The following is a 25,978-nucleotide window of genomic DNA, read 5'->3' as shown; positions in this document are numbered from 1 at the left end:
TGAACTGGTTCTGGTTGGGTTCGGTGGCGTCGGGTTTCATCTCGTTCTCGGCGGTGACCATGTTGAACTCACGCGCCGCGATGGTGGTGTAGGCGGAGTCGCCGAGGCGGCCGGCGGCGATCGCGGTGCCGAAGTAGCGGCCCGACTGGGCGGCCGCGGCGCCCAGCGTTGTCGCCGCCGCGTCGGCCGAGCCGACCGTTACCAGGGACACGCCGGCCACGGCCAACGCACTGGTGGCCGCCGCCAGTATCAATCGGGGACGACCCCGTCCGAGCAGACGCTTCATGACACTCCTTCGTGCGAATCAGACGAATTGATGCGGGGAAGCGCGCGGGCGCACCCACGTACCCGTCGTGGAGCGTCACGGGAGCGACCGTCGGCGGCGGCGATGGCCCTGTTATCGCCGTGCCGTGCTCCGCCCGGACCGGAGCCGGCGGGCCGCGACCATTGCGCGCGTCACCCGCTGGATTCGAAATGCTCAAGAAACATGTGGGTGACTGAAACGGACCCTACCCACGGCCTAACAATCGGTCAATGTCGATAATTTTCGGAGCCGTGGTGGTCGCCTTTCCGGGCGGGAACCGCATGGTTCACCGCGCCGCGACGGGCTCCGGAGTTCGGCGGGCCCTGGTGGTCGGTCGGTTCGCCGTCAGCGCGTCCAGCAGGCCCGCGTCGCCCCGGCGGACGAACCACTCCCGCCCGTACGTCGCCGCGAACCGGGTCGGGTCGAGCCAGCGCGGGCCGATCTGGCTGGCGTGCGCCGACATGGCCGCCATCTTCGCCAGCAGTTCGGTCCCGTCGGCCTGGATCGCGCACGACACCTCGCCGGGCGGGACGCCGATGTCCGGCGAGTCGTCCGCGGCGGACTGCACCACGTGGTACGGCCCGGCGCGCAGCGCCTCCCGGTCGACCGTCGCCTCGTACCCGGTGATGCCGGTCCGGGCGACCACCCGCGCGCCGGCCCGGTGGACCTGGAGATGGTCGACGTGCGGGTAGATGCCGCCGCGGTCGTAGTAGGCGAGCGCCGCGGCGGCCTCCTCGCGGACGACGGCCTCGACGCGGTCGGCGACGTTCGCCGCGGGGGTGGCCCCCAGGCTGCCCGGCCGGTACGGGCCGGCGTGCGCACCCGAGTCGTGGTAGTTCAGCAGCACCAGCCGGGCGACCCCGAGCACCTCGCAGGCGCGTTCGAGTTCCACGACGCGTCGCCGGTGCAGCGCCTCCCCTTCGGCCAGGGCGATCCTGGGCCGGCCGGCCTCGCCGCCGGTCGCGGTGACCAGGACGACCCGGGCGCCGCTGTCGGCCGCGCGCCGGATCGTGGCACCGGTGAAGATGGCCTCGTCGTCGGGGTGCGCGTGCAGGACGACGAGGGTGCCGAGCATGTTCATGTGGAGATTCCCGCCAACCGAGGTCACCCGACGTGCGACGCCAACCGCCACGTCGGAAGCGTGGTCCGGACAGCTGGTGGAGTCGGCGCGACCGGCCCGGAGAATCGGGCGACGGCGGGCCTCAGGCCGCGGCGCGCCACCAGCACGCGTCCGCGGCCCCGGGACATGCCAGGGTGCGCGGACGGGCGGGGCGAGGCTGCACGGCGGTAAGTGTGCCACACCGACGCGGGCGGCGGGCGGCGAACGTCGCGACGCCGGGCTCGGACCGGCGCCGTGGCCGTCGGTAAACCCGGTGGCCCGATCGGGGCGGGTCCGCCACCATGGTCCGCATGGCCGGACAAGCGGGCAGGCGGCTGCCGCTTCAGGGCGGGCTGCCGCCGGTCGCGGCGGTGACCGGTCCGGTCGTGGAGATCGCCTGCGACGAGTCGGGTTTCTCCGGCACCAACCTGCTCGACCCGGCGACCCCGCTGATCACCCACGCGAGTGTCGATCTGAGCACGGGGGAGGCGGCGGAACTGATCGCGACGCTGCGGTCCGGTTACCGGTTCTCGCCCGACGAGGTCAAGTCCCGGCACTTCCCGCGCCGACCCGAGGCGGGTGCCGCGCTGCGCTGGTTTCTGGCGGCGCTGCGCGGGCGCGCGCACGTGCACCTGGTCGACAAGCAGTACTTCCTGGTCACCCGGATCATCGACCTGCTGCTGGCCGAGCCGACGTACGCGGCCGGAACGCGCCTGGCCCAGGAGAGCCGTCCCGCCGCCGTCGCTCTGTACCGGGCCGGTCGCCCGGCCGGTCCCGACTGGGACGGCTTTCTCGCGGCCTTCGTCGAGATGACCCGCACCAAGCGCCGGGACCGCCCGGACCGGCAGAGCGCGGAACGGTTCCTCCAGGCGCGGGACGCGCTGGTCCGACATGGATTGGGAGCGCGGGCCGAGGCGGTGCTGCGCGGCCTCGATCGCAGTCGGGTGAACGCCGTCCTGGACCGGCTGGGCACGCAGGACCGGTCGATCCCGCCACCGCTGGAGCCGATGTTGCCGGCCTTGGCGGAGACCGTCCTGTTCTGGAGCGACGGGGATCGGCGGGTGCTGGTGACGCACGACGAACAGAGCGCGCTCACGGCCGACCGGTTGCGCCGCCTCCAGCAGGCCCTGACGACCGGCATCGGGTCCTCGCCGACCGGCAACGCCGAGCCGTCGGCGGGCGCGTCGCCGCTGGCCGGGCTGGTGATGGTCGACTCCCGGGACGACCCGCGGGTCCAGGTCGCCGACCTGCTCGCCGGACTGGCCCGGCGGCTGCCCGGGACCGTCGACGACGGTCCGCTCCGACCGCTGCTCTCGACGGCCTCGCCGCTCGACCCGGCCGGCGACATCCGGACCGCTGAGCGACCGCGTAAAGGCTCTGCGGACCGGGCGATGTTTACGGTCACACATTGACCGTCATCACCGTCCTGTCGTACAGTTCGAGTCTCGATGACCCGTGCCGATGAGCAGGTTCATGGTGCGACGCGGGTCGTGACGGCCGGGCATTCGGACGATGGTGCGCCTGGAATTGTTAACGCTCACAGGATCTGCGACCGCAGCGACGGCGAACAGTGCGGACACGCCTAATTGTGGAGACACCATGAACAGAAGAGCCCTCGTCCTCAGCGCCGTGCTGGCGGGCGCCGCCGGGTTGGCGGTGCCGGCGACCGCGGCCCAGGCCGCCCCCGGTTGCCGGGTCGACTACACGATCACGAGTTCCTGGGGCGGCGGATTCGGCGCCTCGGTCACCGTCACCAACCTCGGCGACGCCGTCAGCGGCTGGCAACTGGCCTGGTCGTTCGCCGCCGGGCAGACCGTCAGCCAACTGTGGAACGGCGCGGTGAGCCAGTCCGGCGCCCGGGTCACCGTCACCAACGCGAGCTACAACGGGAACATCCCCACCGGCGGAACCGCCGACTTCGGGTTCAACGGCACGTGGACCGGCAGCAACCCGGTGCCGATCGCGTTCACCCTGAACGGGACCACCTGTACGGGCTCGGTCGTTACGCCCACCCCGACGACGACGTCCGCCTCGCCGGCCCCGTCGGAGTCCACGTCACCCACCCCGACCCCGTCGACCGATCCACCGACCGGATCGAGTTCCCGGCAGAAGGTGAACCTCAACCGCGGCTGGCGGTTCATCCGGTCCGATGTCTCGGGGGCGCAGAACACCGGCTTCGACGACTCGCGGTGGGGTCCCGTGGCGCTGCCGCACGACTTCGACGCACCGTACGACGTGGGGGGCTCCACCGGCGGGCAGTCCTTCCGGGTGGGTGTGGGCTGGTACCGCCGGCACCTCACCGTTCCCTCGTCGTGGACCGGCAGGCGCGTCGAGTTCGAGTCCGAGGGAGCGTTCTCGGTCACCGACCTGTACGTCAACGGCACCAGGATCGGTACGCACCGGGGCGGCTTCACGGGCTTCGCCTTCGACATCACCAGCGCCCTGCGCACCGGCGACAACGTGATCGCCGTCCGGGTGGACAACAACTGGCGGGCGGACCTGGCTCCCCGTACCGGTGACCACCAGTTCAGCGGCGGCCTCTACCGGGACGTTTTCCTGAACGTCACGGACAACGTGCACGTCGCCTGGTACGGCACGTTCGTCAGCACGCCGGCGCTGACCAATCCGACCTGGGACACCAGCAACGCCGCGTACTACCGGAACATCGACCTGGCGCAGTACCCCAGCGAGAGCGACCTGCGCGCGAACATCGCGGCCCGCCGGTCGAACGTGCGGGTGCAGACGGAGGTCCGCAACGACGGTTCCTCGGCGATCGACGTCTACGCCCGGCAGGAGGTACGCAGGCAGGGGTCGAACACCGTACTGGCGACGTTCGACTCGCCGGTGCGGACGCTCGGCGGGGCGAGCAGCACCACCCTCGACGCGCTGAGCGGATCGCTGACGAACACCGCCGCCATGTTGCAGGGGCTCGACCTGTGGGCGCCGAACAACCCCGCGCTGTACACCGTGACCACGTCCGTGGTGGTGGACGGCAGCGCGGACGGGGTGATCACCAACGGTACGGTCGTCGACGCCTACGACAGCACGTTCGGCTTCCGCAGCGCCCAGTGGAAGGTGGACGGCTTCTACCTCAACGGCGTGAAGACACTGCTGTTCGGGGCGGACGTCCACCAGGACCACGGCGGGTGGAGTAACGCCGTCACCGACTCGGGCTTCGCGCGCGACGTCCGGATGGTCCGCGAGGCCGGCATGAACTTCATCCGGGGATCGCACTACCCGCACGATCCGTCCTTCGCCGACGCCACGGACAAGCTCGGGGTGATGTTCTGGTCGGAGAACGTCTTCTGGTGCACCGCCACCGCCGGCGTGGAGCCGACCCCGTCCGGCCGGGCCGGCGACTACAAGGCGGACGGGTACCCGCAGAAGGCAACCGACCAGGCCGCCTTCGAGCAGAGCACCATGGACGCCCTGCGCGACATGATCCGGGTCAACCGCAACCACCCCTCGGTCATCAACTGGTCGATGGGCAACGAGGTGTTCTTCACGGCCTCGGGTACGGCGAGCAAGGCCAAGGCGCTGGTGAGCAAGCTGCGCGACTACGCGCACCAGCTCGACCCGACCCGCAAGGCGGGTATGGGCGGCGTGCAGCGCAACTCGCTCGACCAACTCGCGGTCAGCGACATCGCCGGCTACAACGGCGACGGCGGCAAGATCACCAACACCTGGATGCCGAACGTCGTCTCCGAGTACGGGTCGTACACCTCCGACCGGCCCGGCACCTACGACCCGACGTACGGCGACGTGAAGGACCCGGCCGACGGGACCCGGTACAAGCTCACCACCGGCAGCGCCGGGCTGGCCATCTGGGCCGGTTTCGACCACGGCACGATCATGGATCCCGCCTACGCCCGGATGGGCATGATCGACTTCTACCGGTTGCCGAAGAACCAGTGGTACTGGTATCGGGCCAACAAGTCGAGGTGGTCGAGCCTGACCAATCTCGCCGACCCCACGCCGGTGGCCCGGGAACAGTCCATCAGCGGGACCGCGACCGCGATGACCCTGGAGGTGGGACGCAACTCGTCGCGGACGATCACCGACGACGGCAGCACGGACACCCAGCTCGTGGTGACGATGCGCAACGGCTCGGGTGCCTGGGTCAACAACACCCGCGCCGTCACGCTGACCGTCACCAGCGGTCCGGGAATCCTGCCCGGCGGCAAGTCGTACACCGCCAACCCGGGCACCCAGACCTTCGACGGGAAGGCGGCGATCGAGTTCCGCTCCTACTACGCCGGCACCACGACCATCACGGCGACGTCGGCGGGCCTGCCCGACGCCACCATCACCATCACCACCACCGACACGGTCGGCGCCACGGGCGAGACCGAACCGGTCAACTTCGGCAACGCGGCCGTCTGGGGCTGAGCCGACCGCGGGCCACCTGATCCTCGCGCGCCCCGAAAAGAGGGCCGCGGAGGTCGCCCGAGGGCCGGCCGGCATCGGACCGATGCCGGCCGGCCCCGACGGCTGTCGGACCGCCACGGACCGGACCGCGGCGATCCGAGGTTCATTCAGCCTTGACTTAATTAAGCACTCGCTGCAATAGTCTCCGGGTGCACGCGTTCGACGTCCTCGGCGACCCGGTTCGGCGGCGGATCCTGGAGCTGCTCGCCGACGGTGAGCGGGCCGCCGGCACCGTCGGCGAGGTCGTCCGGGCGGAGTTCGGCATCTCGCCGCCCGCCGTGTCGCAGCACCTGCGGGTGCTGCGGGAGGCGGGCTTCGTCACCGTCCGCCCGGAGGGCACGCGCCGCCTCTACGCGGTGCGGGCGACACCGCTGCGGGAGATCGAGGTCTGGCTGGAGCGCTTCCGGCCGTTCTGGGACCAACGCCTGGACGCGTTGGCCACCGAACTCGCCCGCGGCCGCCGTGCACGCCGCGAACAGCCCGCCAGGGGTGGGACCACCACTGGCACACCGGATCGGACCGGATCCGTCAGCGAGGAGGACACGTGATCGACATCGTCAACCAGATCAACGCGACCCGACGGGCGATCGGCGACCAGGCCGTCGCCACCGGCGAGGGCCGGTCGGTGCTGCTGCGCCGGGTCTACGACGCCCCGGTCGAGGACGTCTGGGACGCCTGCACCGACCCGGAGCGGCTCGGTCGGTGGCTCGGCCCGGTCGAGGGCGACCTGCGGCTCGGCGGGCACTTCCAGCTCAAGGACAACGCCGGGGGTGAGATCCTGCGCTGCGAGGAACCCCGTCTGATCAAGGTGACCTGGGTGCTCGGTGAGGGCATGCCGACCGAGGTCGAGGTGCGCTTGGCGCCCGGCGACGACGGCCGCACCGTCCTCGAACTGGAGCACGCCTCGCCGGCCCGGATCGTCGACGAACTCGTGCGCAGCTACGGCCCCGGCGGCACGATCGGGATCGGCTGCGGCTGGGACCTCGCGCTGCTCGGTCTCGACCTCTTCCTCCGCGGCATCGACTTCGACCCCGGCAGCTGGCAGGACACCCCCGAGGGACGGGATTTCGCCGTCCGTAGCTGCCACGCCTGGGGCCCCGTCATCCAGGCCGCCTGGGGGACCAGCGACGACGACATCGCCGCGGCCATCGCGTTCGCGGTAGGGCACTTCGCCCCCGGGGCCGGCGACGACCGCTCGTGAGCGCACACCGGCCGCGACCGGTGACAGGGTGACACCGGGGCGGGGCGATCCACCGGACGGACGGGAGGCTGCGGTGACCGAGACGGTGACCGGGACGACGGTGGCCGACGTGTTGGCCGAGTTGGCCACGCTGGCGGACCCGAAGGTACGCCAGGTGAACGAGCGGCACGGCGACGACCACGGGGTGAATCTCGGCAGGCTGCGCGCGCTCGCGAAGCGGCTGGGGACGCGGCAGGAACTCGCCCGCCGGCTCTGGGCGACGGACGACAGCGCGGCGAAGCTGCTGACGACCCTGATCTGCCGGCCGAAGGCGTTCGGGCGGGACGAGTTGGACGCCATGCTGCGCCGCGCGCGTACGCCGAAGGTGCACGACTGGCTGGTGACCTACGTGGTGCGGAAGAGCCCGCACGCCGAGCAGTTGCGGGTGGCCTGGTTGGCCGATCCGGACCCGGTGGTCGCGAGCGCCGGCTGGGCGCTGACCACCGACCGGGTGGCCAGGAAGCCCGCGGGCCTCGACCTCGCGGGGCTGCTCGACGTCATCGAGGCGGAGCTGCGGGACGCGCCGGCGCGCCTGCAGTGGGCGATGAACCACTGCCTGGCCCAGATCGGCATCGAGCACGCCGACCACCGGGCCCGCGCCATGGGCATCGGCGAGCGGCTGGGGGTGCTCAGGGACTATCCGACCCCGCCGAACTGCACCTCGCCGTACGCCCCGGTCTGGATCACCGAGGTGGTGCGTCGACGGCGCGACACGGCGGCGCCGACCGACCTGAAAACTTGATTCATTCCAGAAAAGTGCTAGGTTGATCGCATGGCGACCGACCTCGAAGCACAGCTGCGGGCGGTCTCGTTGCGCGTCACCAGACCCCGGTTGGCGGTGCTCGCGGCGCTGCGCGACCACCGGCATGTCGACACCGACACGGTCATCGCGCTGGTACGCGTAGAATATCCCACGGTGTCCCAGCAGACCGTGTACGACGTGCTGCACGCGCTCACCCGCGCCGGTCTGGTGCGGCGCATCCAACCCGCCGGGGCGACCGCCCGGTACGAGTCGCGCGTGGGGGACAACCACCACCACGTCGTGTGCCGCTCCTGCGGCGCGATCGCCGACGTCGACTGCACCGTCGGCCACGCCCCCTGTCTCACCGCCTCCGACGACCACGGCTTCGTGGTCGACGAGGCGGAGGTCGTCTACTGGGGCACCTGCCCCGACTGCGCGACCGAACGCACCGCCCAGTGATCCGCCAGTTCGGAAGGAAGCAGATGAGCGACAACCAGGACAACGCTCCGACCAGCGCCCAGGGCGTGGACGCGAAGGAGGCGGCCGGCTGCCCGGTCGCGCACGACTCCGTGACCGCGCACGGCAGCGAGAGCGAGAACCCGGCGATCGACTCCCCGACCCCGAAGACCGGTGGCCGTCCGCGCACCAATCGGGACTGGTGGCCCAACCAGCTCGACCTGTCGGTGCTGCACGCCCACTCGGCCAAGGGCAACCCGCTGGGGGAGAACTTCAGCTACGCCGCGGAGTTCGCCAAGCTCGACGTCGAGGCCCTCAAGCGGGACATCACCACGGTCCTCACCACCTCGCAGGACTGGTGGCCCGCCGACTTCGGCCACTACGGCGGCCTGATGATCCGGATGAGCTGGCACGCGGCGGGCACGTACCGCATCGAGGACGGTCGCGGCGGTGCCGGCGACGGCGGTCAGCGCTTCGCCCCGCTCAACAGCTGGCCGGACAACGCCAACCTGGACAAGGCCCGCCGGCTGCTGTGGCCGGTCAAGCAGAAGTACGGCCAGAAGATCTCCTGGGCCGACCTGCTGGTGCTGGCCGGCAACGTCGCCCTGGAGTCGATGGGCTTCAAGACCTTCGGCTTCGGCTTCGGCCGGCAGGACGTCTGGGAGCCCGAGGAGATCTTCTGGGGACCGGAGGACACCTGGCTCGGTGACGAGCGGTACACCTCCGAGAAGGAGATGACGCCCGTCGTCGGCGCGACCGAGATGGGCCTGATCTACGTCAACCCGGAGGGTCCCCGCGGCAACGCCGACCCGGCCGCGGCGGCGCACTTCATCCGGGAGACCTTCCGCCGGATGGCGATGAACGACGAGGAGACCGTCGCCCTCATCGCCGGTGGCCACACGTTCGGCAAGACCCACGGCGCCGGAGTGGCCGACAGTCACGTCGGGCCCGAGCCCGAGGGTGCCCCGCTGGAGGCGCAGGGACTGGGCTGGCTGAGCACGCACGGCAGCGGCAAGGGCGGGGACACCATCACCAGCGGTCTCGAGGTGACCTGGACCGACCGGCCGACGCAGTGGGACAACCGCTTCTTCGAGATCCTCTTCGGCTACGAGTGGGAGCTGACCACGAGCCCCGGCGGCGCGAAGCAGTGGGTCGCCAAGGACGCCGAGGCGATCATCCCGGACGCCCACGACCCGTCGAAGAAGCACCGGCCGACGATGTTGACCACCGACCTGTCGCTGCGCGTCGACCCGGCGTACGAGAAGGTCTCGCGTCGCTTCCTGGAGAACCCCGACGAGTTCGCGCTGGCGTTCGCCAAGGCCTGGTACAAGCTGCTGCACCGCGACATGGGCCCGGTCAGCCGCTTCCTCGGACCGTGGGTGCCGGAGGTCCAGCTGTGGCAGGACCCGGTGCCGGCCGTCGACCACGAGCTGGTGGGTGACGCCGACGTCGCCGCCCTCAAGGAGAAGATCCTCGGCTCCGGCCTCACCACCGCCCAGCTGGTCTCCACCGCCTGGGCCTCGGCCGCGAGCTTCCGGTGCACGGACAAGCGCGGTGGTGCCAACGGCGCCCGGATCCGGCTCGAACCGCAGCGCAACTGGGAGGTCAACCAGCCCGAGCAGCTCGGCACGGTCCTGGCCGCCCTGGAGGGCATCCAGCGGGAGTTCAACGCGGCCGGCGGTGCGAAGATCTCGCTCGCGGACCTGATCGTGTTGGCCGGTTCGGCCGCCGTCGAGAAGGCGGCCCGCGACGCCGGCGTCCAGGTGACCGTGCCGTTCCGGCCGGGCCGCACCGACGCCACCCAGGAGCAGACCGACGTCGAGTCGTTCCGGGTCATGGAGCCGCGCGCCGACGGGTTCCGCAACTACCTGCGGCCGGGCGAGAAGACCCAGCCGGAGGTGCTGCTCGTCGACCGGGCGTACATGCTCGGCCTGACCGCGCCCGAGATGACCGTCCTGGTCGGCGGCCTGCGCGCCCTCGGCAACAACGTCGGCGGTGCGGCGCACGGCGTGCTCACCGACCGCCCGGGCGTGCTGAGCAACGACTTCTTCACCAACCTGCTCTCGCCGGGGACCCGGTGGAAGTCGTCGGAGTCCGACGAGCACGTGTACGAGATCCGCGACCTGGCCACCGACCAGGTGAAGTGGACGGCCACCGCGGTGGACCTCGTGTTCGGCTCCAACTCGCAGCTGCGGGCGCTCGCCGAGGTCTACGCCAGCGATGACGCCCGGGAGAAGTTCGTGACCGACTTCGTCGCGGCCTGGACCAAGGTCATGGAACTCGACCGGTTCGACCTTTCCTGACCCGTCCCTCCCGCCCGCGGGCCCGGTCGATCCAGTAGCGATCGACCGGGCCCGCGGCCTTTCGTGGGTGCCTTCTCCCGGCCGCGTCGGACCGGCCCGGTCGACCGCCTCGAAACTTTCGGACCGGCGGATCCTGTTGACCCGGTCATATCGATCCCCATAACCTTCCGGGCGAAGTCCCGGAAAAACTCCGAAAGTTTCGGTGGTCGTGCCCGGCCATCGTCTGTTCCGCTCCTCGTCGCCCCCACCGACACGCCGGAAGGAACGGCCCATGAACCCGAGACGGTGGATCGTCGCCGCTGCGGTCGCCATCGCGACCGTCGCCACCCTGAACACCCTGCCGGCCACGGCCGGCCGCCCGTACGACCCGACCGACCAGAGCCTGCGTAACCTGGGCCTGCGGCACAACCTCTACATCGGCACCGCGGTCGACATGGCCGCGTTGAACGACCCGGCCGAACCGACGTACCGGAAGATCGTCGAATCCGAGTTCTCCACGGTGACCGCCGAGAACGTGATGAAGTGGGAGAGCCTCGAACCCACCCGCGGCGTCTACAACTGGGGCCCGGCCGACGAGCTGGTGGACTTCGCCCGGCGGCACGACCAGCGGGTCCGCGGTCACGTGCTGGTCTGGCAGAACCAGCTGCCCAAGTGGCTGACCGACGGGGTGGCCGACGGTTCGATCGGCAAGGCCGAACTGCGCGACCTGCTGCGCCGGCACATCACCGACGTCGTGACGCACTTCAAGGGCAAGATCTGGCAGTGGGACGTGGTCAACGAGGCGGTCAGCGACCCCTGGGACACCCCGTCGACGCTGCACTACAAGGGGTTCTGGGCCGAGCATCTCGGACCGGGCTACCTCGCCGACGCCTTCCGCTGGGCCCGCGCCGCCGACCCGAAGGCGCTGCTGTTCTACAACGACTACAACATCGAGGCGTTCGGCTCGGGCAACCCGGCCGACGACAAGACCCAGTTCGTCTACGACATGGTGAAGGACCTGCTGGCCCGGGGCGTACCCGTCGACGGCGTCGGCAGCCAGGGCCACCTGGGCACCCAGTACGGCAACTTCGACACCCTCCAGGTGGCCGCGGCGCTGCGGAAGTTCGCCGGTCTCGGGTTGTCCACGGCGCTGACCGAGGTCGACGTCCGCAGCGAGATGACCGACGGCGTCCGGGCGGGCAACCCCAACGAGATCAACCCACGGCTGCAGGCGTCGGCGGCCAACTTCAGCATCCTGCTGCAGGCCTGCCTGGCCGAGCGGCACTGCCTGTCGTACACCGTGTGGGGCTTCACCGACAAGCACTCGTGGGTGCCGGGCACGTTCCCGACCGAGGGGCTGGCGAGCATCTACGACGAGAACTACCAACCCAAGCGGGCGTACAACGTGATGCGGGCCGACCTGATCTACGCCGGACCGCCGTACGTGCTGCCGCGCGTCGCGCCGCGACCGCGCCGCTGACCCGCGCCGCCACGGCGTCGGGGCCGGCCGGCCCGCGGCCCCGACGCCGTGGCACCCGCCGGCCCGACCGGCACCCTCAGGCGGTACGCCCGTCCGTGCCGCCGCCGGCGTCGCGCAGCTCGGCCGGCAGCGGTTGCCGGTGCAGGACCGTCAGGCCCGCGACGGCCCGGGTGAGCGCGACGTAGAGCCGGTTGCGGCCACGCGGTTCGGCGGCCACGATGTCGGCCGGCTCCACCACGATCACGTGGTCGTACTCCAGGCCCTTGACCAGACTGGCCGGCACCACGGCGACGTCGGGCCGGTCGACCGGCGGGGTGAGTGCGTCGGCCGTGTCGTCGGTCGCGACGACGGCCACGGTCGAATCCCGCGGGGCCTGCCGGACCGCCTCCCGGACGGCGCCGGCCAGGTCGTCGACCCGTCGCACCGCCAACGTCCCCCCGGGCCGGTACGACCGGGTGGGCGCGACGCCGGGGGCGAGGACCCGGGCCGCGTAGTCCGCGAGGACCCCGGGGACCCGGTATCCGGTGTGCAGTTCCAGGGTCCGGGTCTCCCGCTTGCCGAGCCGGGTGAGCAGGTCCGGCCAGGAGGCGGCCGCCAACGGATGGGTCGCCTGTCCCGGATCACCGACGATCGTCATCGACGCGTACTCGGCCCGGCGGGCGATCATCCGGCACTCCATCGGGGACAGGTCCTGCGCCTCGTCCACGACCACGTGCAGGTAGGGCTCCTCGACCGGCGCCTCGTCGTCGGGCTCGTCGACCGGCAGCGGCTCGGCCAGCACCGGGACGTACCCCTCCTCGCCGTGCGGGTCGTACCCGTCGGTCCAACCGACCACCCGGTGACCCTCGCGGAGGATGACCGCCTCGGCCCACCGTTGAGCCGCGCCGATCGCGTCGTTGTCGATGCCCGGACCCGCCACGGCGATCGGCGTCGGATGGCCGGGCGCGTACAGCTCCCAGCCGTCACGCAGGCCGCAACTGAGGACGAAGGTCGTCACCCGCCGGGTGCCGGTGGTCAGCTCGCGCAGCTGCCACTCGGGCTCGGGCGCCCGCGGCGCGGCCGGCGGGTCACCGAGCAGTTCGGCCAGCTCGTCCAACAGCGGCACGTCGTCCACCGACCAGCCGGCCCGGCCCCGGTACGACCCGGCGAGCGTGCCGGCGTCCCCGGCCGGCAGGCCGACCACCCGACCCGGGTCGGCGAGCCAGGACAGCACCCGCTCCGGCGTCAGCACCGGCCACCACGCCCGCAGGAAGCGGTGGAACTCGCCGCGGTCGCCGACGTCCTCGGCGAACAACCGTCGGTCCAGGTGCGGCCCGTCCACCCGGGTCCAGAGCGCGTCCAGCAGGACCGTGGCGGCGGCGGTCCGCGCCGCGTTGGGCGGGGTGCCGTCGGCCGCGCACCGGGCGCGGACCCGACGCCGGGCCGCCGACAGGTCCGCCGCGTCGAGGGTGAGCACCTGTCCCGCGTACACCAGGCGCAGCCGCGCCGGCGCCGCCGGCGGTGTCTGCCACATCAGCTCGGTCAGCACCTCGCACATCCGGTCGGCGCCCTTGATCCGGGCGACCTCGGCGCGGTCCCGGCGGGTGGCGGTCACCCCGTCGACGAGTTCGCCGAGCGCGCGCAGGTGCACGCTGTCCTCACCCAGCGCGGGCAGGACCCGGCCGATGTAACTGGTGAACACGGTCGAGGGGCCGACCACCAGGATGCGACCACCGGTGAACCGGGACCGGTCGGTGTAGAGCAGGTACGCCGCCCGGTGCAGCGCGACCTGGGTCTTGCCGGTCCCCGGTCCGCCGGTGATGACGGTGACGCCGCGGGCCGGCGCCCGGATGGCGGCGTCCTGTTCGCGTTGGATGGTGGTGACGATGTCCCGCATGTGCGGGCCGCGGGACCGGCGCAGCGCGGCCAGCAGCGCCCCCTCGCCGAGCACCCGCAGGTCACCGGCCCGGTCCGGGGACAGCACGTCGTCGTCGAGGTCCACCACGCGCTGGCCCCGGCAGATGATGACCCGGCGGCGCACCACGCCGAGCGGTTCGCCCGGGGTGGCCCGGTAGAACGGCTCGGCGGCGGGCGCCCGCCAGTCGATCAGGAGCGGCTCCACCCCGTCCCGTACGCCGAGCCGCCCGACCCGGTACGTCTCGCCGTCGTCGAAGTCCAGCCGACCGAACACCAGGCCCTCGGCCTCGGCGTCGAGCGCCCGCAGTTGCGCGGCGGCCCGGTGGACCATCGCGTCGCGTTCCACCAGTCCGCTGACCGAACTCGTCGCCGCCCTCCGGTGGCCCTCGCCCGCGAGCGCCTTCGCCTGCGCGCGCATCCCGTCGAGCCGTTCGTAGACCCGGTCGACCACCCGCTGCTCGGCGGCGATCTCCTCTTCCCTGACGTCGGGCACGGCTTGTCCCCCCGTTGCGTGCGAGCGCCTGTCCGGACGAGCGTATGGGCAGGTCAGAGGGGAAAAATCGATATTCAGGACGATTTGACGCGATCGTTTTCCCGTTACAATGACAATGACAATGGCGACGGCACGCGGGAGGTGTTCTTGTCGCCGAGGGGGAGGCGGGCGCTTCGCCTCCGGCACGGGTGCACCGCGTCCGTCCGTCTCGAGAAAACCCTGAACCATTCCGTCTGCCGACCGTAAGTACGGGAAACCCGACTCGGGTGGCGAGGACGGAGAAGCCCATGCTCGGTTTCGGAAGGCGCCGCCAACCGGATGCGGCCGACCGGCGGCCGGACCGCACCGCGACGGACCGCGGTCCGACCGGCGAGGATCGGCCCGCCGGACTCTTCGACGGCCCGGACCCTTGTGGACCGGTCGTGCGGGGGGTGCTGCGACGCGGCGGCAACGTGTCGATGGGATTACGCGACGTACCGGAACTCGACCCGGACCCCGGGTGGTCCGCGTCGCCGGACGAGCCAGCAGACCCGGGGGACCGGCCGGCAACGGCGCCGCCCGTGCGGTGAACCCCGGCCGCCGGGACCGCGGGAAGGGACCGTGGTCGGTCGGGCCATCCGGTGATCGCACCCTCCGATCCGGACACTCGTCCGAGTGGCGGCGACCACGGACGGTTCGTACGCTGCCCTCAAAGTTGAAACAAGTGAATACGAGGCGAATCGATATGAAGACGCTGTGGGGAGTCTCGTTCGACGCGACGCCGATCTCCGGGGTCGTGGTGGAGTTCGTCAAGACCGCCCGGATCTTCGCCGAACGCGGTCACCGCGTCCTGCTCGACCTCGGTTACGACATCAAGGCCGACAAGAATGCGTTCTTCCGACCGTACCGGCGGGAGGCCGATCTGCTGCCGGACTGGCTGGAGCTGGCCCGCGTGCCGGGGTTGGACCAGGTACCCGGCTACGGCCCGGAATTCGTCACCGACGTACTCAAGACGGTCGTCGGCCGGGGCGAGGCGGACGCCGCGCTGCTCGCGGCGGTCGACTCGACGGCCGAGCTGCTGCGGGACCGGATCGTCGCCGCCTGGGAGGCGCACGACGTCACGGCGGTGCTGGTGGAGAACGGCACCCTGCCGGAGAACATCGCCTACACCCGGGCGCTGTACCTGGCCATCGAGGAGTACGGGCGACGCCGGGGACTGGGCCGGTTCGTGCTGTGGCGCGACCACGACCTGATGTGGCAGAGCGAGCCCAGCACCGGCAAGTACGGCAGCTACCCGTACCCGGCGGCGCCCCGGCCGGTGGACTCGCCGCACATCCACTATCTCGTGCAGCACGACGAGGCGTGCGAACGGATGCGCGAGTGGGCACCGGAACTGTCGGCGATCGACGTCCTGCCCAACATCTTCGACCACGAGCGGGCCATGGTCCGCCCGGGCAACGCGGACTTCCGCCGCGACCACGCCATCCCCGAGGACGTACCGCTGATCGCCCGGTTCACCCGGATCGTCCCGCAGAAGCGGATCGACCGGGACCTGCACCTGGTCGCGGCGCTGGCCGGGCGGACCGACGCCCACCTGTTCGTGGCGGGGGACACCGACGAGGCCCCGCGGGAGTACCGGCGGCTGGTCGACCTGGCCGCCGAACTCGGCGTCACGGACCGGGTGGTGTTCGGCGGGCGGCTCGCCCCCCGCGAGGCGGGGGTCGGCCCGGCCGCCGGGTCCGGCTACTCCGTCCGGGACCTGCTGGCGCACGCCACCGTGGTCTCCTTCCTCACCTCGTACGACTACGAGAGCTACGGAAACCCGATCGGCGAGGCGATCGCGTCCGGGGTGCCGTACCTGACCACCCGGTACGCCCTGTACGACACCGTCTACGGCGGCAAGGGTTTCCTGGGTCCGGTCCTGGACGCCGGGGAGGACCTGCCCACGGCGGCGTTCGTCGACCAGGTCGCCGACCTGCTCACCGACCCCACGGCGCGGGCGGTGCTCGCCGCGCACAACTACCGGCTCGGCACCAGTCAGTTCGACCGGGACCAGGCCGAACGGCTGCTGGACCGGCTGCTGCTGCGGCCGATGGGACCGGACGTCCGGCTCAGCGTCGTGCTGCCGGTGTACGACGAGGCGGAGAATCTGCCCGCCGTGCTCGACTCGCTCTGCCACCAGCGCGGTCCGGACGGTCCGTTCGACCACGGCCGTTACGAGGTCGTCCTGGTGGACAACAACTCCACCGACGGCACGATGGAGGTGGCCCGCCGGTTCGCCGCCGCACACCCCAGCTTCGCGCTCGAGGTGATCTCGGAGCGCGAGCAGGGGGTGTCCTGCGCCCGTCGGGCGGGAATGCTGTTCGCCAGCTCGCGCAGCCGGGGCCGGGCCGGTGGGGCCGAGCCGTTCTACCTGGTGTCGGCGGACGCCGACTGCCGGGTGGACCCGGACTGGCTCTGGGAGCTGTACGCCGGGATGCGGGACACCAAGGCCGCGATCGGGGTGTGTGACTACTACTACCGCGCCGAGCACTTCGCCGGCCGTCCCCGGCTCTGGGACGCCATCTGGCGGACGTTGCGCTGCCGGGCGGTGACCTTCACCCTGTTCGGCGGATTCCCCGACGGCAAGGGTTTCGCGGTGGACCGGGACGTGCACGACCGGGTCGGCGGGATCGAGATCTTCTACCAGTTGCGCGACGGCGAGTTCGTCAACCACCTCTCCGACGACTGGGACTTCGGCATCAAGGTGCGGGCCAGCGGAGAGGAGATCCACTACCTGCCGCGGTCGCGGGTGGAGATCAACCCACGCCGGGTCGACCACGCCGTCGACGAGGTCATCGCCGGCCGGGCGTACGGCTCGAACGGGACCATCGTGATGCGCGACATCCGCCCGACCACCGCGACCGGCGGCGATACCCCGGCCGGCGGCGATACCCCGGCCGGTCCGGTCGATCTCACGCCGGACGAGGCACGGCAGGCGTGGGAGTTCTCGATCAAGGATTTCACTCCGAAGAACACCATCCTCCCGGTGCTGCTCACCCCCGCGCTGCTGCTGCGCGAGCCGGTGCGCGACTTCTTCGGCGCGGACCTCGCCGACCGGCTCGGCCGGCGGATCGCCGAGATCCGGGACGAGATGCGGCTTGTCGACCTCACCCCCATCCACTCCTACAAGACCCCGTCGTACCGGCTCTACTTCGAGTTCGCCGACGAGATCTTCGCCCGGTTGCGGGCCACCGTGGGGGAGGACATCGGTCACCCGCCGCCGCTGCCGCCGTGCCTGCGGGACGTGCCGCCGGACCGGTTCCGGGAGTTCGTCCGCTACTACTGCGAGGACCGGGAGTCCGGCGAGGCGCACAACTACTTCGGCAACGGAGGGGTGTTCTGATGGCGATGACCTATCCGGCGGCGCTGGACTCGCTGCGCCGGCCCGACCCGGACTTTCCCGTCCCCGAGGTGGTCGGGGTGCTCGCCGCGCCGGAGAACCGCCACCTGCTCGAGTACGTCACCGAGGACCCGTTCGGCGCGCACGTGTTCCCCGGCGACGTCGCCGATTACCCGGTCGAGCGGTTCCTCGCCGACCTCGACGCCCAGCTGGCCGACACCGCGCCGATCCACCTCTGGTCGTACATTCCGACCTGCGCCTACCGGTGCCGGTTCTGCCAGTACCCGGTGGTGCTGGTGAAGGGCCCACAGTCGCTGGTCGACGACCAGGCCGCCGAATGGGTGGACTGGAACATCCGGGAGGCCCGGCTGTGGCTGCGTCGGGTGCCGAACCTGGCCCGGGCCCCGATCGGCGAGTTCAACGTCTTCGGGGGTACCCCGTCGTTGCTGCCGGTCGACGCGATCCGCAGGTTGCTGGACTTCTACCGGGAGAACTTCGCCTTCGGTCCGGACACCGCGATCCGGTTCGAGGGCGACCCGAGCACGCTGACCCCGCAGAAGCTGGAAACGCTCGCCGAGCTGGGCTGCACCAAGGTGTCCAGCGGGGTGCAGTCGTTCGACGACGAGGTGCTGCGCGAGTGCGGCCGGGAGCACACCGCCCGGATGTGCGTGGACTTCATCCGCGACGCCCGGCGGGCCGGCTTCGACTGGATCAGCGTCGACCTGATGTACGGGCTGCTGGACCAGACGGTCGACAGCGTACGGCGGGACCTCGACGTGATCACCGAACACGAGCCGACCGCGGTGGTCTGCACGAAGCTGCACCTGCGGTCGTACTCCGACACCCGGACCGGGGTGGCCGGGGTGCAGCCGGCGGCCTGGCAGTTGCCCGCCTACCGGGATCGGCGGGTCCGGCAGGGGCACCGCTGGCCGACCCTGGCCGAGCAGTACCAGATGCGCGAGGTGCTCACCGAGGGCCTGCGCGCCGGCGGCTACGTCGAACACCCCACCATGTACTTCGCCCGGCAGGGCAAGGGCCCGGAGGTGTGGAAGTCCATCATGGTCGACCAGGACCGGCAGGAGGCCGAGGTCGCCATCGGCCTCGGCGGCAGCTCCAGTTGCCGCCGGTCGGAGGCGATCACCGACGTCGACCGACGGCGGTACGTCCAGGCCGTCGAGGCGGGCCGGCTGCCGCTCGGCTCGGCGACCCGGTTCTCCGACGCGGCCCAGGAGACCCGGGCGGTCAAGATGGCGCTGTCCAGCCTGCAACCGTTGCGGGACGACCTGCACGCCCGGCGGTTCCCGGGCCGGTCGCTGTTCGCGCGGCCCTGGTCGGAGCGGTTCGCCACGCTGGCCGACCGCGGCCTGGTCACCCTGGATCCGGCGGCCCGGCGGGTCGCCCTGACGCCGGCCGGCGAGGTCCTGGTCGAGGCCGTCATCAACACCGACCTGGACGACCCGGCGTGGCTGCCGACCACGGCCGGCACGAGTTCGTGACGGCCACCCGCGCTCCGTGGCCAGGGTGAGCCGAAGGTTCACGGAAACCGCCGCTGTCGGGTGGAGACACCGACCGTCGCGGCGGGGTCGACGGTCGGTGCCTCCACCCGAGGCGGGACCGGTCGGAAAACGGGTTTCCGGCGCACCCGAGGGCCGGCATGATCGTCGCCCATGGAAGAGAGACCGGACGGATTCGAGGACGCGGCGCTGATCGCGGCCCTGGCCGACGGGTGGGGACTCACCGTCCGGGCGGTGACGTACCGGCCGGTGGGCTTCGGCAGCTACCACTGGTCGGTGCGGGACGACGGCGGAACGGACTGGTTCGTGACGGTCGACGACCTCGATCGGCAGGACGGACCGCGGGACGACACCTTCGCCGCGCTCGACCGCGCCCTCGGCACCGCGCTCGCGCTGCGCCAGGACGCCGGCCTGGAGTTCGTGGTCGCGCCGGTGCCGACCCGGTCCGGCGCCGCCGTGGCCCGGCTCGATCCCCGGTACGCCGTCTCGGTGTTCCCGACCGTCCAGGGCGAGGCGGGCCGGTTCGGCCCGCACCGGCCCACGGACCGGGCCGAGGTGCTGGACCTGCTGGTCGCCCTGCACCGGGCCACCCCGCTCGCCGGTGCCCGGCCGGCCCGCGCCGATCCGAGCCTGCCCGACCGGGCCGGCCTGCACGACGCCCTGACCGCCCTCGACCGGCCCTGGACCGGCGGCCCGTACGCCGATCCGACCCGCCGGCTGCTGGCCGGTCGGGCCGACCACGTGCGGCGGCTGTTGGGCGACTTCGACCGGCAGGTCGCACACGTCCGCGCCGGCGCGTCCGGCTGGGTGGTCACGCACGGCGAGCCGCACCCGGGCAACCTGATCCGGCACCCGGCCGGTCTGCGGCTCGTCGACTGGGAGACGGTCCGCCTCGCGCCGCCCGAGCGGGACCTGTGGCTGCTCACCCACGGTGCCGACGACGCGGACGACCTGCTGCGGCGCTACGCGTCCGCCACCGGCCGCCCGGTCGACCCGACCGCCCTCGCCCACTACCGGCTGCGCTGGGAACTGGCCGACATCGCCGGGTACGTCGTCGAACTACGCGGGCCGCACGGTACCGGCGCGGACACCGCCGCGTCCTGGCGGTACCTCAACGGTTACCTGGACGCCGCCCCTTGAGATGCCGGCCCAGCTCCCGGGCGATCTCCCGGTTGGCGTCCCGCTCGGCCATCGCCTGCCGCTTGTCGTAGGAGCGCCGGCCCCGGGCCAGCCCGAGTTCGACCTTGGCCCAACCGTTGTCGAAGTACATCGACAACGGCACCAACGTCAGCCCGGTCTCCCGCAGCCGATCCAGGATCCGGTCGATCTCGACCCGGTGCAGCAGCAGCTTGCGGATCCGGCGGGGCTGGTGGTTGGTCCAGGTGCCGTGCGCGTACTCGGCGATGTGTAGGCCGTACAGCAGCAGCTCGCCGTCCCGCTCCTGGGCGAACGCGTCGACCAGCGACACCCGGCCGGCCCGCAGCGACTTCACCTCGGTGCCGACCAGCACGATGCCCGCCTCGTACGTCTTGAGGACGGTGTACTCGTGCCGCGCCTTCCGGTTCGACGCGACCACCGTACGACCGGTCTGCCTGCCCATCGTCACGCCTCCCTCGCGGTGGTCCAACCCCAATGCCGGCGGTGCGCCTGGACCGACCAGGCGGAGACCGCTGCCAGGTCCGGCTCCGGCGGCAGCGGGGTCCGCCCGGCGGCCGGCAACCGGGCCACCTCGGCCCGGTCCGCGGCGCCGGTCAGGGCGAGCCCGTGGACCTGCGAACCGACAGGGGTGCGCAGCTCCCCGGCCAGGGCGGCCCGTCGGTCGCCGTACTCGGTGTGGGTGGCGGGGCTGGTCACCGGGTGATCCTGGCACGGCGTACCGGTCGGCGACCATTCGGTTTCGCCGCCGCCGCCACATGCCCGACGGCCGTTCGGTTCAGGGCACACCTGCCCCCCGGGACAGGGCTGGACCAAGGTCCTGTTGCGGCCCGGCAGCACCACCTGACGGAAACACGCACCGTCACCCCGGAGCGACGGTCAGGTCGCCCGGTTCCCATCGGCGGCGGGCGCGGTTACGGTGCCCGGATGCGACATCTCAAGACCCTGCTCGCCGCCGTCATCGTCGGTCCCCTGGCTTGGCTGCTGCTCGCTCTCGGCCAGGCGCGGTCACTGTCCGCGTACGACAAGGCGCAGGACAGCGGCACCTTCAACGGTGGCCAGTACGTCCAGACGGCGGCGCTGCTGGCCGGCGCCGGCCTGCTGCTCGGGCTGATCGCGACGCTGCGGTTCTCCCCGTTGGGCGCCGTGCTGACCGGCGCCGTGTACGCGGGCAGCTACCTCGCCATGGCGACCCGTCCCGGCTGGCTGATCGACCTGCTCGGGCACAAACTGTCGGTCGTCGGTCAGCGGATCGACCTGGCCACCCCGGTCCGCTCCGGCACGACCATGCTGCTGGGCGCGGCGTTGCTGGTGGCGGTGCTCAGCGTGCAGCGGTGGCGGCGCTGGCCGCGACCCGAGGGCGACTGGGCCGGCGACGACCGGCGGCCCGCCGAGCCGGTGACCCTCGACCGGGACCGTCCGCTCGGCGCGACCGGCCTCGGTGCCGCGTCGAGCGAACACACCGGTGAGCACGCCGTTATCCGGGAACCCGGCGACCCGCTGCCCACCCGGGTCGGTTCCGGCCACTGGGCCGACGCGCTGCGCGAGTCCGAGACGCGGCGCTGAGTCGTACCGCCGGTCCGGCTCCGCGGGGGTCGGACCGGCGCGATCCGGGCCGACCGGCGCGCGTCGCCGTCGCCCGCCCGTCCGGCCGCGCCGGTGCCGGGATGTAACGTCGCGGACCCGGCCCGGCGCTCTACGACTTGTGCGCTCCCGACGGTCATGGCGATGAGGTGGCTGTCCCTCCATTTGTGGATCTTGGCGGTCGGTGCGGTATGTTCGCGGGCCGACCGGGCGGACCATTCCGATGCGCCGTTCCGGGTCGGGAGCGAAACGGGGCCGGAATCCGTTACGTCGACGCGCCGTCGCGACATTCCGGTGAATCTCACAATTCCCGGGGCGGATTCGAATCGGGCGAGACGGCATGATCACCCTTTTGGCCGGGACGGCGAATTCGGGTGACGGGGGAGTCGGGTGCGAGGCGGGAAATGGTGACCGGACGGCGGGCGTGGACCGTACCCGCGGCACACCGTCGGCGGGCACGACCGTCGTGACGGCGGACCTGTCCGAGTCCGTTCGGGCGGCGCAGGCCGGCGACGAGAACGCCTTCCGGCTCATCTACCGGGCCGTCCAGCCGGGGCTGCTGCGGTATCTGACCGCCCTGGTCGGTGCCGACGCCGAGGACGTGGCCTCGGAGACCTGGCTGCAGATCGCCCGGGACCTGCGGTCGTTCGACGGTGGGCAGGGCTTCCGGGCGTGGGCGGTGACCATCGCCCGCAACCGGGCCATGGACCACCTGCGCTACCGACGACGCCGGCCGGCGACCTCGGTGCCCGTCGACGCGCTCGCCGAGCTGCCGGCCCGGGACGACACCGCCGAACGGGCCGGCGAGGGCATCGCCACCGCGTCCGCGCTCGCGCTCATCGCCACCCTGCCCAAGACCGAGGCCGAGGCGGTCCTGTTGCGTTCCGTCGTCGGGCTGGACGCCGAAAGTGTCGCCCGGGTGCTCGGCAAACGCCCCGGCGCCGTCCGGGTCGCCGCCCACCGCGGGCTGCGCCGGCTGGCCCGGATGTTGGAGCACGACGACCCGCTCGGGTCGGACCGGACCACGCCCGGACGGGCCGACCCGGCACGTACCGGTCCGGACTCCGCACCCCCGGGGCTGGCTGCGGAACCGCCGCCCGGACAACCCCGAACATCGCAGTGACCTGCCCCTTGAGAGGACGACGATGACGATCCGCCGACACGGTCGGCCGGACGCCCGGGAGGCGGAGCGGCTGCTGCGGGGTGGGTTCGGCGACTCCGCACCCGACCGCGACCCGCTCGCCGGTCTGCTGACCGCGGCGGCCGCGCCGCCCCGGCCCGGTGAACTCGCCGGTGAGGAGGCGGCGGTGCTGGCCTTCCGGACCACCCGGGCCGCCGGGCACGCCCCACCGGCCGGTTCCCGACGCCGCTGGGGCCGTACCGCCGGAACCGCCTGGGTCGCGGTCGCGGCCGCCACGGCCACCGCCGGAGTCGCGTTCGCCGCGACCACCCACGTCCACGGCGGCGCCGACGCGGCTGGTCCGGCGCCGGTGCCGGCGCCGGACCAGCCGCGCGCGCCGACCGGCGCCGACCCGGTCGACGGGCCGGCCAGCGCCCGTCCCGCCCGCACCCCGCCCGGCGGCCCGGCCCCGGCCACGGGTACGGGCACGTCGTCGACCGGTACCGGACCGGCCGGCGTGCCGTCCACCGTCGGGCTGTGCAGGGCCTACCTCGCCAAGGGCGCGGCGGACCGCGGGAAGGCGCTGCAGACCCCGGCGTACCGGACGCTGGTGACCGCGGCGGGTGGCGCGGACAAGGTGTACGCCTACTGCGCCGCCGTGGTGCTCGCCCCGGCGGAGCGTCCCCGGCCGAGTGCCTCCCACAGTCGGGCGCCGGCCGCAGAGCAGAACGACCGGGTCAACCCGAACGCGAAGAAGACGCCCGAATGAGTCACCGGGGTCGTGCGGGGGCGGACCGCACACGGCGGCGGAAACGGGGTCCGCAGCGGCGGAACCGCCATTTCCGTTACGCGGACAAACCGCATGGGCGACCCGGTATTTTTCACCGTCGCCGCGATATTTGATGTCTTGTTTTTGGTGTCGCCGGCCACCTATCGTGGGCCGCGTTTGGGTTCGGCGGGACCCGTACGTCCGATCGAGATGCTGTTTGTGAAGAGGTGCCAATGCGGTACTCCCGTCGGATCTCGACGACCCGTGCGTCCCGTTCGGACCCGGTCTTCGTCGACCGGACCGGCCGGCGTCGGCGACTCACCGTGTTGATCGGAACGGGTGCCGGCACGGTCCTCGTGGCCAGCCTCGTCGCGCTCTTCGCCGGTCTGCTCGGCGGCTCGCCGACGGCGATCCCCGACTGGCCCACCGGCGGCGGCCAGCACCGGTCCGACCGCGGCGTGGTGACCGAGGAGGTGGCCGCCACCCACGGCCCGTCCCGTCCGGCGGATCCGCTCCCGGCCCGCGACGCCGTCCCGACGACCGCGACCACCGCACCGGCGGACCCGGCGCCCACCGCCTCGCCGACGGCCAGTCCCCGGCCCGGCAAGGGCCACCAGCACCGGGCCACGCCGCCCGGTCAGGTCGGCAAGTCGCCGGGCAAGCCGTAGCCGTGCCGTTGCACGTCGCCCGGCGCGATCCGCGGGCACACTGGTTCCTGCTCCTGCTCGGCCTGCTGGTCCTGCTCGCCGGCCTGTCCCTGCACGGCTACGCGGTGGGCCTCGGCGGTGGCTCGGGCCGCGCCGTACCCGGCCAGTCGCCACCGGCACCGGCCGACATCGTCCGGGGCGGCCCGGTGCTCCGGCTGGACGGCAAGACCCCGACCAGCCGGTCCATGCCGGCCCGCACGATCGCACTGACCTTCGACGACGGACCCGACCCGCGGTGGACCCCGGCGGTGCTCGACGTGCTGCGCAAACACGGCGCGCACGCGACGTTCTTCGTGCTCGGCGCCCGGGTCAACGAGCATCCCGAGCTGGCCCGCCGGATCCTGGCCGAGGGGCACGAGATCGGCTCGCACACCTTCACCCACGCCGACGTCGCGACCCTGCCGGCCTGCTCGCCGTCGCCCTGGTGCTGGGGCTGGGCCGGTTGGCGGTGCAACTGGTCTGCGCCCGGGTGCACCTGCGCCGGGTCCGTCGCCGCCGTGAGCGGCCCGGCGAGATCCTCGCCCCGGTCTCGGTGATCGTGCCCGCGTACAACGAGGCGGCCAACATCGCCGCCACCGTGCGCTCGCTGGTGGACAGCCGGTACCCGCGGCTGGAGGTGATCGTGGTGGACGACGGCTCCAGCGACGGCACCGCGGACATCGTGGCGGCCCTCGGGCTGCGCGGCGTACGGGTGATCCGGCAGGCCAACGCGGGCAAGCCGGCCGCCCTGAACACCGGTGCCCGACACGCCCGCGGCGACCTGCTGGTGCTCGTCGACGGGGACACCGTGTTCCAGCCGGACACCGTTCACCACCTGGTGCAGGGCTTCGCCGACCCAGCGGTGGGCGCCATCTCCGGCAACACCAAGGTGGCCAACCGCCGCCGGCTGTTGGGCCGCTGGCAACACCTGGAGTACGTCATCGGCTTCAACCTCGACCGCCGGATGTACGACGTCCTGGGCTGCATGCCCACCATCCCGGGCGCCATCGGCGCCTTCCGGCGCGAGGTGTTCGCCGCCGTCGGCGGGGTGCCGACCGGCACTCTCGCCGAGGACACCGACCTCACCATGGCCGTGCTGCGGGCCGGCTGGGAGGTGGTGTACGAGGAACGCGCCATCGCCTGGACCGAGGCGCCGGCGTCGTTGCGCCAGCTGTGGCGGCAGCGGTACCGCTGGTGCTACCGGAATGCGGGCCAGTGCTCCGGCCTTCAGGTCGGGGGTGAAGGCCCGCGCTGGGAGGGCCGCTAGGCCCGAGCAGTGCCTTAACCTCGCGCCTGCTCACTTTGCTCGGCCACGGGAACCGGCACGATGGCGGCGATCCGGCGGCCATTGCGGGTCACGTAGAAGGTC

General features: G+C 72.2%; 22 protein-coding genes. 17 read left to right on the top strand and 5 right to left on the bottom strand.

The window, feature by feature from the left end; translation table 11 throughout:
• Both ACFOX0_RS32270 and ACFOX0_RS32265 read right to left on the bottom strand, forming a co-directional pair.
• Window positions 1–286: endo-1,4-beta-xylanase (locus tag ACFOX0_RS32270; RefSeq protein ID WP_377553128.1), on the bottom strand; the 286-nt coding region annotated here is incomplete at its 3' end.
• A 304-nt stretch (window positions 287–590) separates the two neighbouring features.
• The gene (locus tag ACFOX0_RS32265) at window positions 591–1,385 is read right to left on the bottom strand and encodes a PIG-L deacetylase family protein (RefSeq protein ID WP_377553126.1); all 795 of its coding nucleotides are present in this window, start codon (window positions 1,383–1,385) and stop codon (window positions 591–593) included.
• 329 nt (window positions 1,386–1,714) lie between these two features.
• Between ACFOX0_RS32265 and ACFOX0_RS32260 the strand changes: the two genes are divergently transcribed.
• The 8 genes from ACFOX0_RS32260 to ACFOX0_RS32225 all read left to right on the top strand — a co-directional run bounded on the left by ACFOX0_RS32260 (window position 1,715) and on the right by ACFOX0_RS32225 (window position 12,031).
• A complete protein-coding gene (locus ACFOX0_RS32260) occupies window positions 1,715–2,815 on the top strand; it encodes a hypothetical protein (protein WP_377553124.1) in 1,101 nt (366 codons plus the stop codon).
• Between the two features lie 187 nt (window positions 2,816–3,002).
• Window positions 3,003–5,792, top strand: a complete 2,790-nt coding sequence (locus ACFOX0_RS32255) for a cellulose binding domain-containing protein (protein WP_377553122.1) — start codon at window positions 3,003–3,005, stop codon at window positions 5,790–5,792.
• A gap of 188 nt (window positions 5,793–5,980) precedes the next feature.
• Window positions 5,981–6,379, top strand: a complete 399-nt coding sequence (locus ACFOX0_RS32250) for an ArsR/SmtB family transcription factor (RefSeq protein WP_377553120.1) — start codon at window positions 5,981–5,983, stop codon at window positions 6,377–6,379.
• Window positions 6,376–7,032, top strand: a complete 657-nt coding sequence (locus ACFOX0_RS32245; protein ID WP_377553118.1) for an SRPBCC family protein — start codon at window positions 6,376–6,378, stop codon at window positions 7,030–7,032. Before ACFOX0_RS32250 ends, ACFOX0_RS32245 begins: the two co-directional genes overlap by 4 nt.
• A gap of 73 nt (window positions 7,033–7,105) precedes the next feature.
• Window positions 7,106–7,813: a DNA alkylation repair protein gene (locus tag ACFOX0_RS32240; protein WP_377553116.1), complete on the top strand. Its 708-nt coding sequence runs from the start codon at window positions 7,106–7,108 to the stop codon at window positions 7,811–7,813.
• Between the two features lie 30 nt (window positions 7,814–7,843).
• A complete protein-coding gene (locus tag ACFOX0_RS32235; protein ID WP_377553114.1) occupies window positions 7,844–8,272 on the top strand; it encodes a Fur family transcriptional regulator in 429 nt (142 codons plus the stop codon).
• Window positions 8,273–8,295: 23 nt separating this feature from the next.
• Window positions 8,296–10,572, top strand: a complete 2,277-nt coding sequence (gene katG / locus ACFOX0_RS32230) for a catalase/peroxidase HPI (protein ID WP_377553112.1) — start codon at window positions 8,296–8,298, stop codon at window positions 10,570–10,572.
• A 271-nt stretch (window positions 10,573–10,843) separates the two neighbouring features.
• The gene (locus ACFOX0_RS32225) at window positions 10,844–12,031 is read left to right on the top strand and encodes an endo-1,4-beta-xylanase (RefSeq protein ID WP_377553110.1); all 1,188 of its coding nucleotides are present in this window, start codon (window positions 10,844–10,846) and stop codon (window positions 12,029–12,031) included.
• Between the two features lie 76 nt (window positions 12,032–12,107).
• Here ACFOX0_RS32225 and ACFOX0_RS32220 read toward each other — a convergent pair whose 3' ends face one another.
• Window positions 12,108–14,420, bottom strand: a complete 2,313-nt coding sequence (locus tag ACFOX0_RS32220) for a HelD family protein (RefSeq protein ID WP_377553108.1) — start codon at window positions 14,418–14,420, stop codon at window positions 12,108–12,110.
• A gap of 724 nt (window positions 14,421–15,144) precedes the next feature.
• On the opposite strand from ACFOX0_RS32220, the gene ACFOX0_RS32215 reads away from it, so the two are divergent.
• The 3 genes from ACFOX0_RS32215 (at window position 15,145) to ACFOX0_RS32205 (ending at window position 20,435) form a co-directional block, all read left to right on the top strand.
• Window positions 15,145–17,784: a glycosyltransferase gene (locus ACFOX0_RS32215; protein ID WP_377553106.1), complete on the top strand. Its 2,640-nt coding sequence runs from the start codon at window positions 15,145–15,147 to the stop codon at window positions 17,782–17,784.
• Complete coding sequence (locus ACFOX0_RS32210) at window positions 17,784–19,277, top strand: radical SAM protein (protein WP_377553104.1); 1,494 nt, start codon at window positions 17,784–17,786, stop codon at window positions 19,275–19,277. Before ACFOX0_RS32215 ends, ACFOX0_RS32210 begins: the two co-directional genes overlap by 1 nt.
• A gap of 171 nt (window positions 19,278–19,448) precedes the next feature.
• Window positions 19,449–20,435 (top strand): phosphotransferase family protein, encoded by a 987-nt coding sequence (locus ACFOX0_RS32205; RefSeq protein WP_377553102.1) that lies wholly within the window; start codon window positions 19,449–19,451, stop codon window positions 20,433–20,435.
• Here the strand turns inward: ACFOX0_RS32205 and smpB are convergent.
• Together smpB and ACFOX0_RS32195 are read right to left on the bottom strand one after the other, a co-directional pair.
• Window positions 20,407–20,895 (bottom strand): SsrA-binding protein SmpB, encoded by a 489-nt coding sequence (gene smpB / locus ACFOX0_RS32200; protein ID WP_377553100.1) that lies wholly within the window; start codon window positions 20,893–20,895, stop codon window positions 20,407–20,409. The two genes, ACFOX0_RS32205 and smpB, sit on opposite strands and share 29 nt — an antisense overlap.
• Before the next feature lie 2 nt (window positions 20,896–20,897).
• Complete coding sequence (locus tag ACFOX0_RS32195) at window positions 20,898–21,149, bottom strand: hypothetical protein (protein WP_377553098.1); 252 nt, start codon at window positions 21,147–21,149, stop codon at window positions 20,898–20,900.
• Between the two features lie 228 nt (window positions 21,150–21,377).
• On the opposite strand from ACFOX0_RS32195, the gene ACFOX0_RS32190 reads away from it, so the two are divergent.
• The 6 genes from ACFOX0_RS32190 (at window position 21,378) to ACFOX0_RS32165 (ending at window position 25,876) form a co-directional block, all read left to right on the top strand.
• Window positions 21,378–22,016, top strand: a complete 639-nt coding sequence (locus ACFOX0_RS32190) for a hypothetical protein (RefSeq protein WP_377553096.1) — start codon at window positions 21,378–21,380, stop codon at window positions 22,014–22,016.
• A 442-nt stretch (window positions 22,017–22,458) separates the two neighbouring features.
• Window positions 22,459–23,157, top strand: coding sequence for an RNA polymerase sigma factor (locus ACFOX0_RS32185; RefSeq protein WP_377553094.1), 699 nt, complete (start codon window positions 22,459–22,461; stop codon window positions 23,155–23,157).
• 22 nt (window positions 23,158–23,179) lie between these two features.
• Window positions 23,180–23,923 carry a hypothetical protein gene (locus tag ACFOX0_RS32180; protein ID WP_377553092.1) on the top strand — a complete coding sequence of 248 codons (744 nt, stop codon included), beginning with the start codon at window positions 23,180–23,182 and terminating at the stop codon, window positions 23,921–23,923.
• Between the two features lie 233 nt (window positions 23,924–24,156).
• Window positions 24,157–24,591, top strand: coding sequence for a hypothetical protein (locus ACFOX0_RS32175; protein ID WP_377553090.1), 435 nt, complete (start codon window positions 24,157–24,159; stop codon window positions 24,589–24,591).
• A 2-nt stretch (window positions 24,592–24,593) separates the two neighbouring features.
• Complete coding sequence (locus ACFOX0_RS32170; protein WP_377553088.1) at window positions 24,594–25,166, top strand: polysaccharide deacetylase family protein; 573 nt, start codon at window positions 24,594–24,596, stop codon at window positions 25,164–25,166.
• On the top strand, window positions 25,055–25,876 hold the full coding sequence (locus tag ACFOX0_RS32165) for a glycosyltransferase family 2 protein (RefSeq protein ID WP_377553086.1): 822 nt from the start codon (window positions 25,055–25,057) through the stop codon (window positions 25,874–25,876). The genes ACFOX0_RS32170 and ACFOX0_RS32165 overlap by 112 nt, the downstream gene beginning before the upstream one ends.
• The last annotated feature ends 102 nt before the right edge of the window (window positions 25,877–25,978 follow it).

Source organism: Micromonospora zhanjiangensis (assembly GCF_042650605.1).
In the GTDB taxonomy this organism is placed as follows: domain Bacteria; phylum Actinomycetota; class Actinomycetes; order Mycobacteriales; family Micromonosporaceae; genus Micromonospora_J; species Micromonospora_J zhanjiangensis.
The sequence above is the reverse complement of the archived record's forward strand: the minus strand, read 5'-3'. Positions and strand labels throughout refer to the sequence as shown.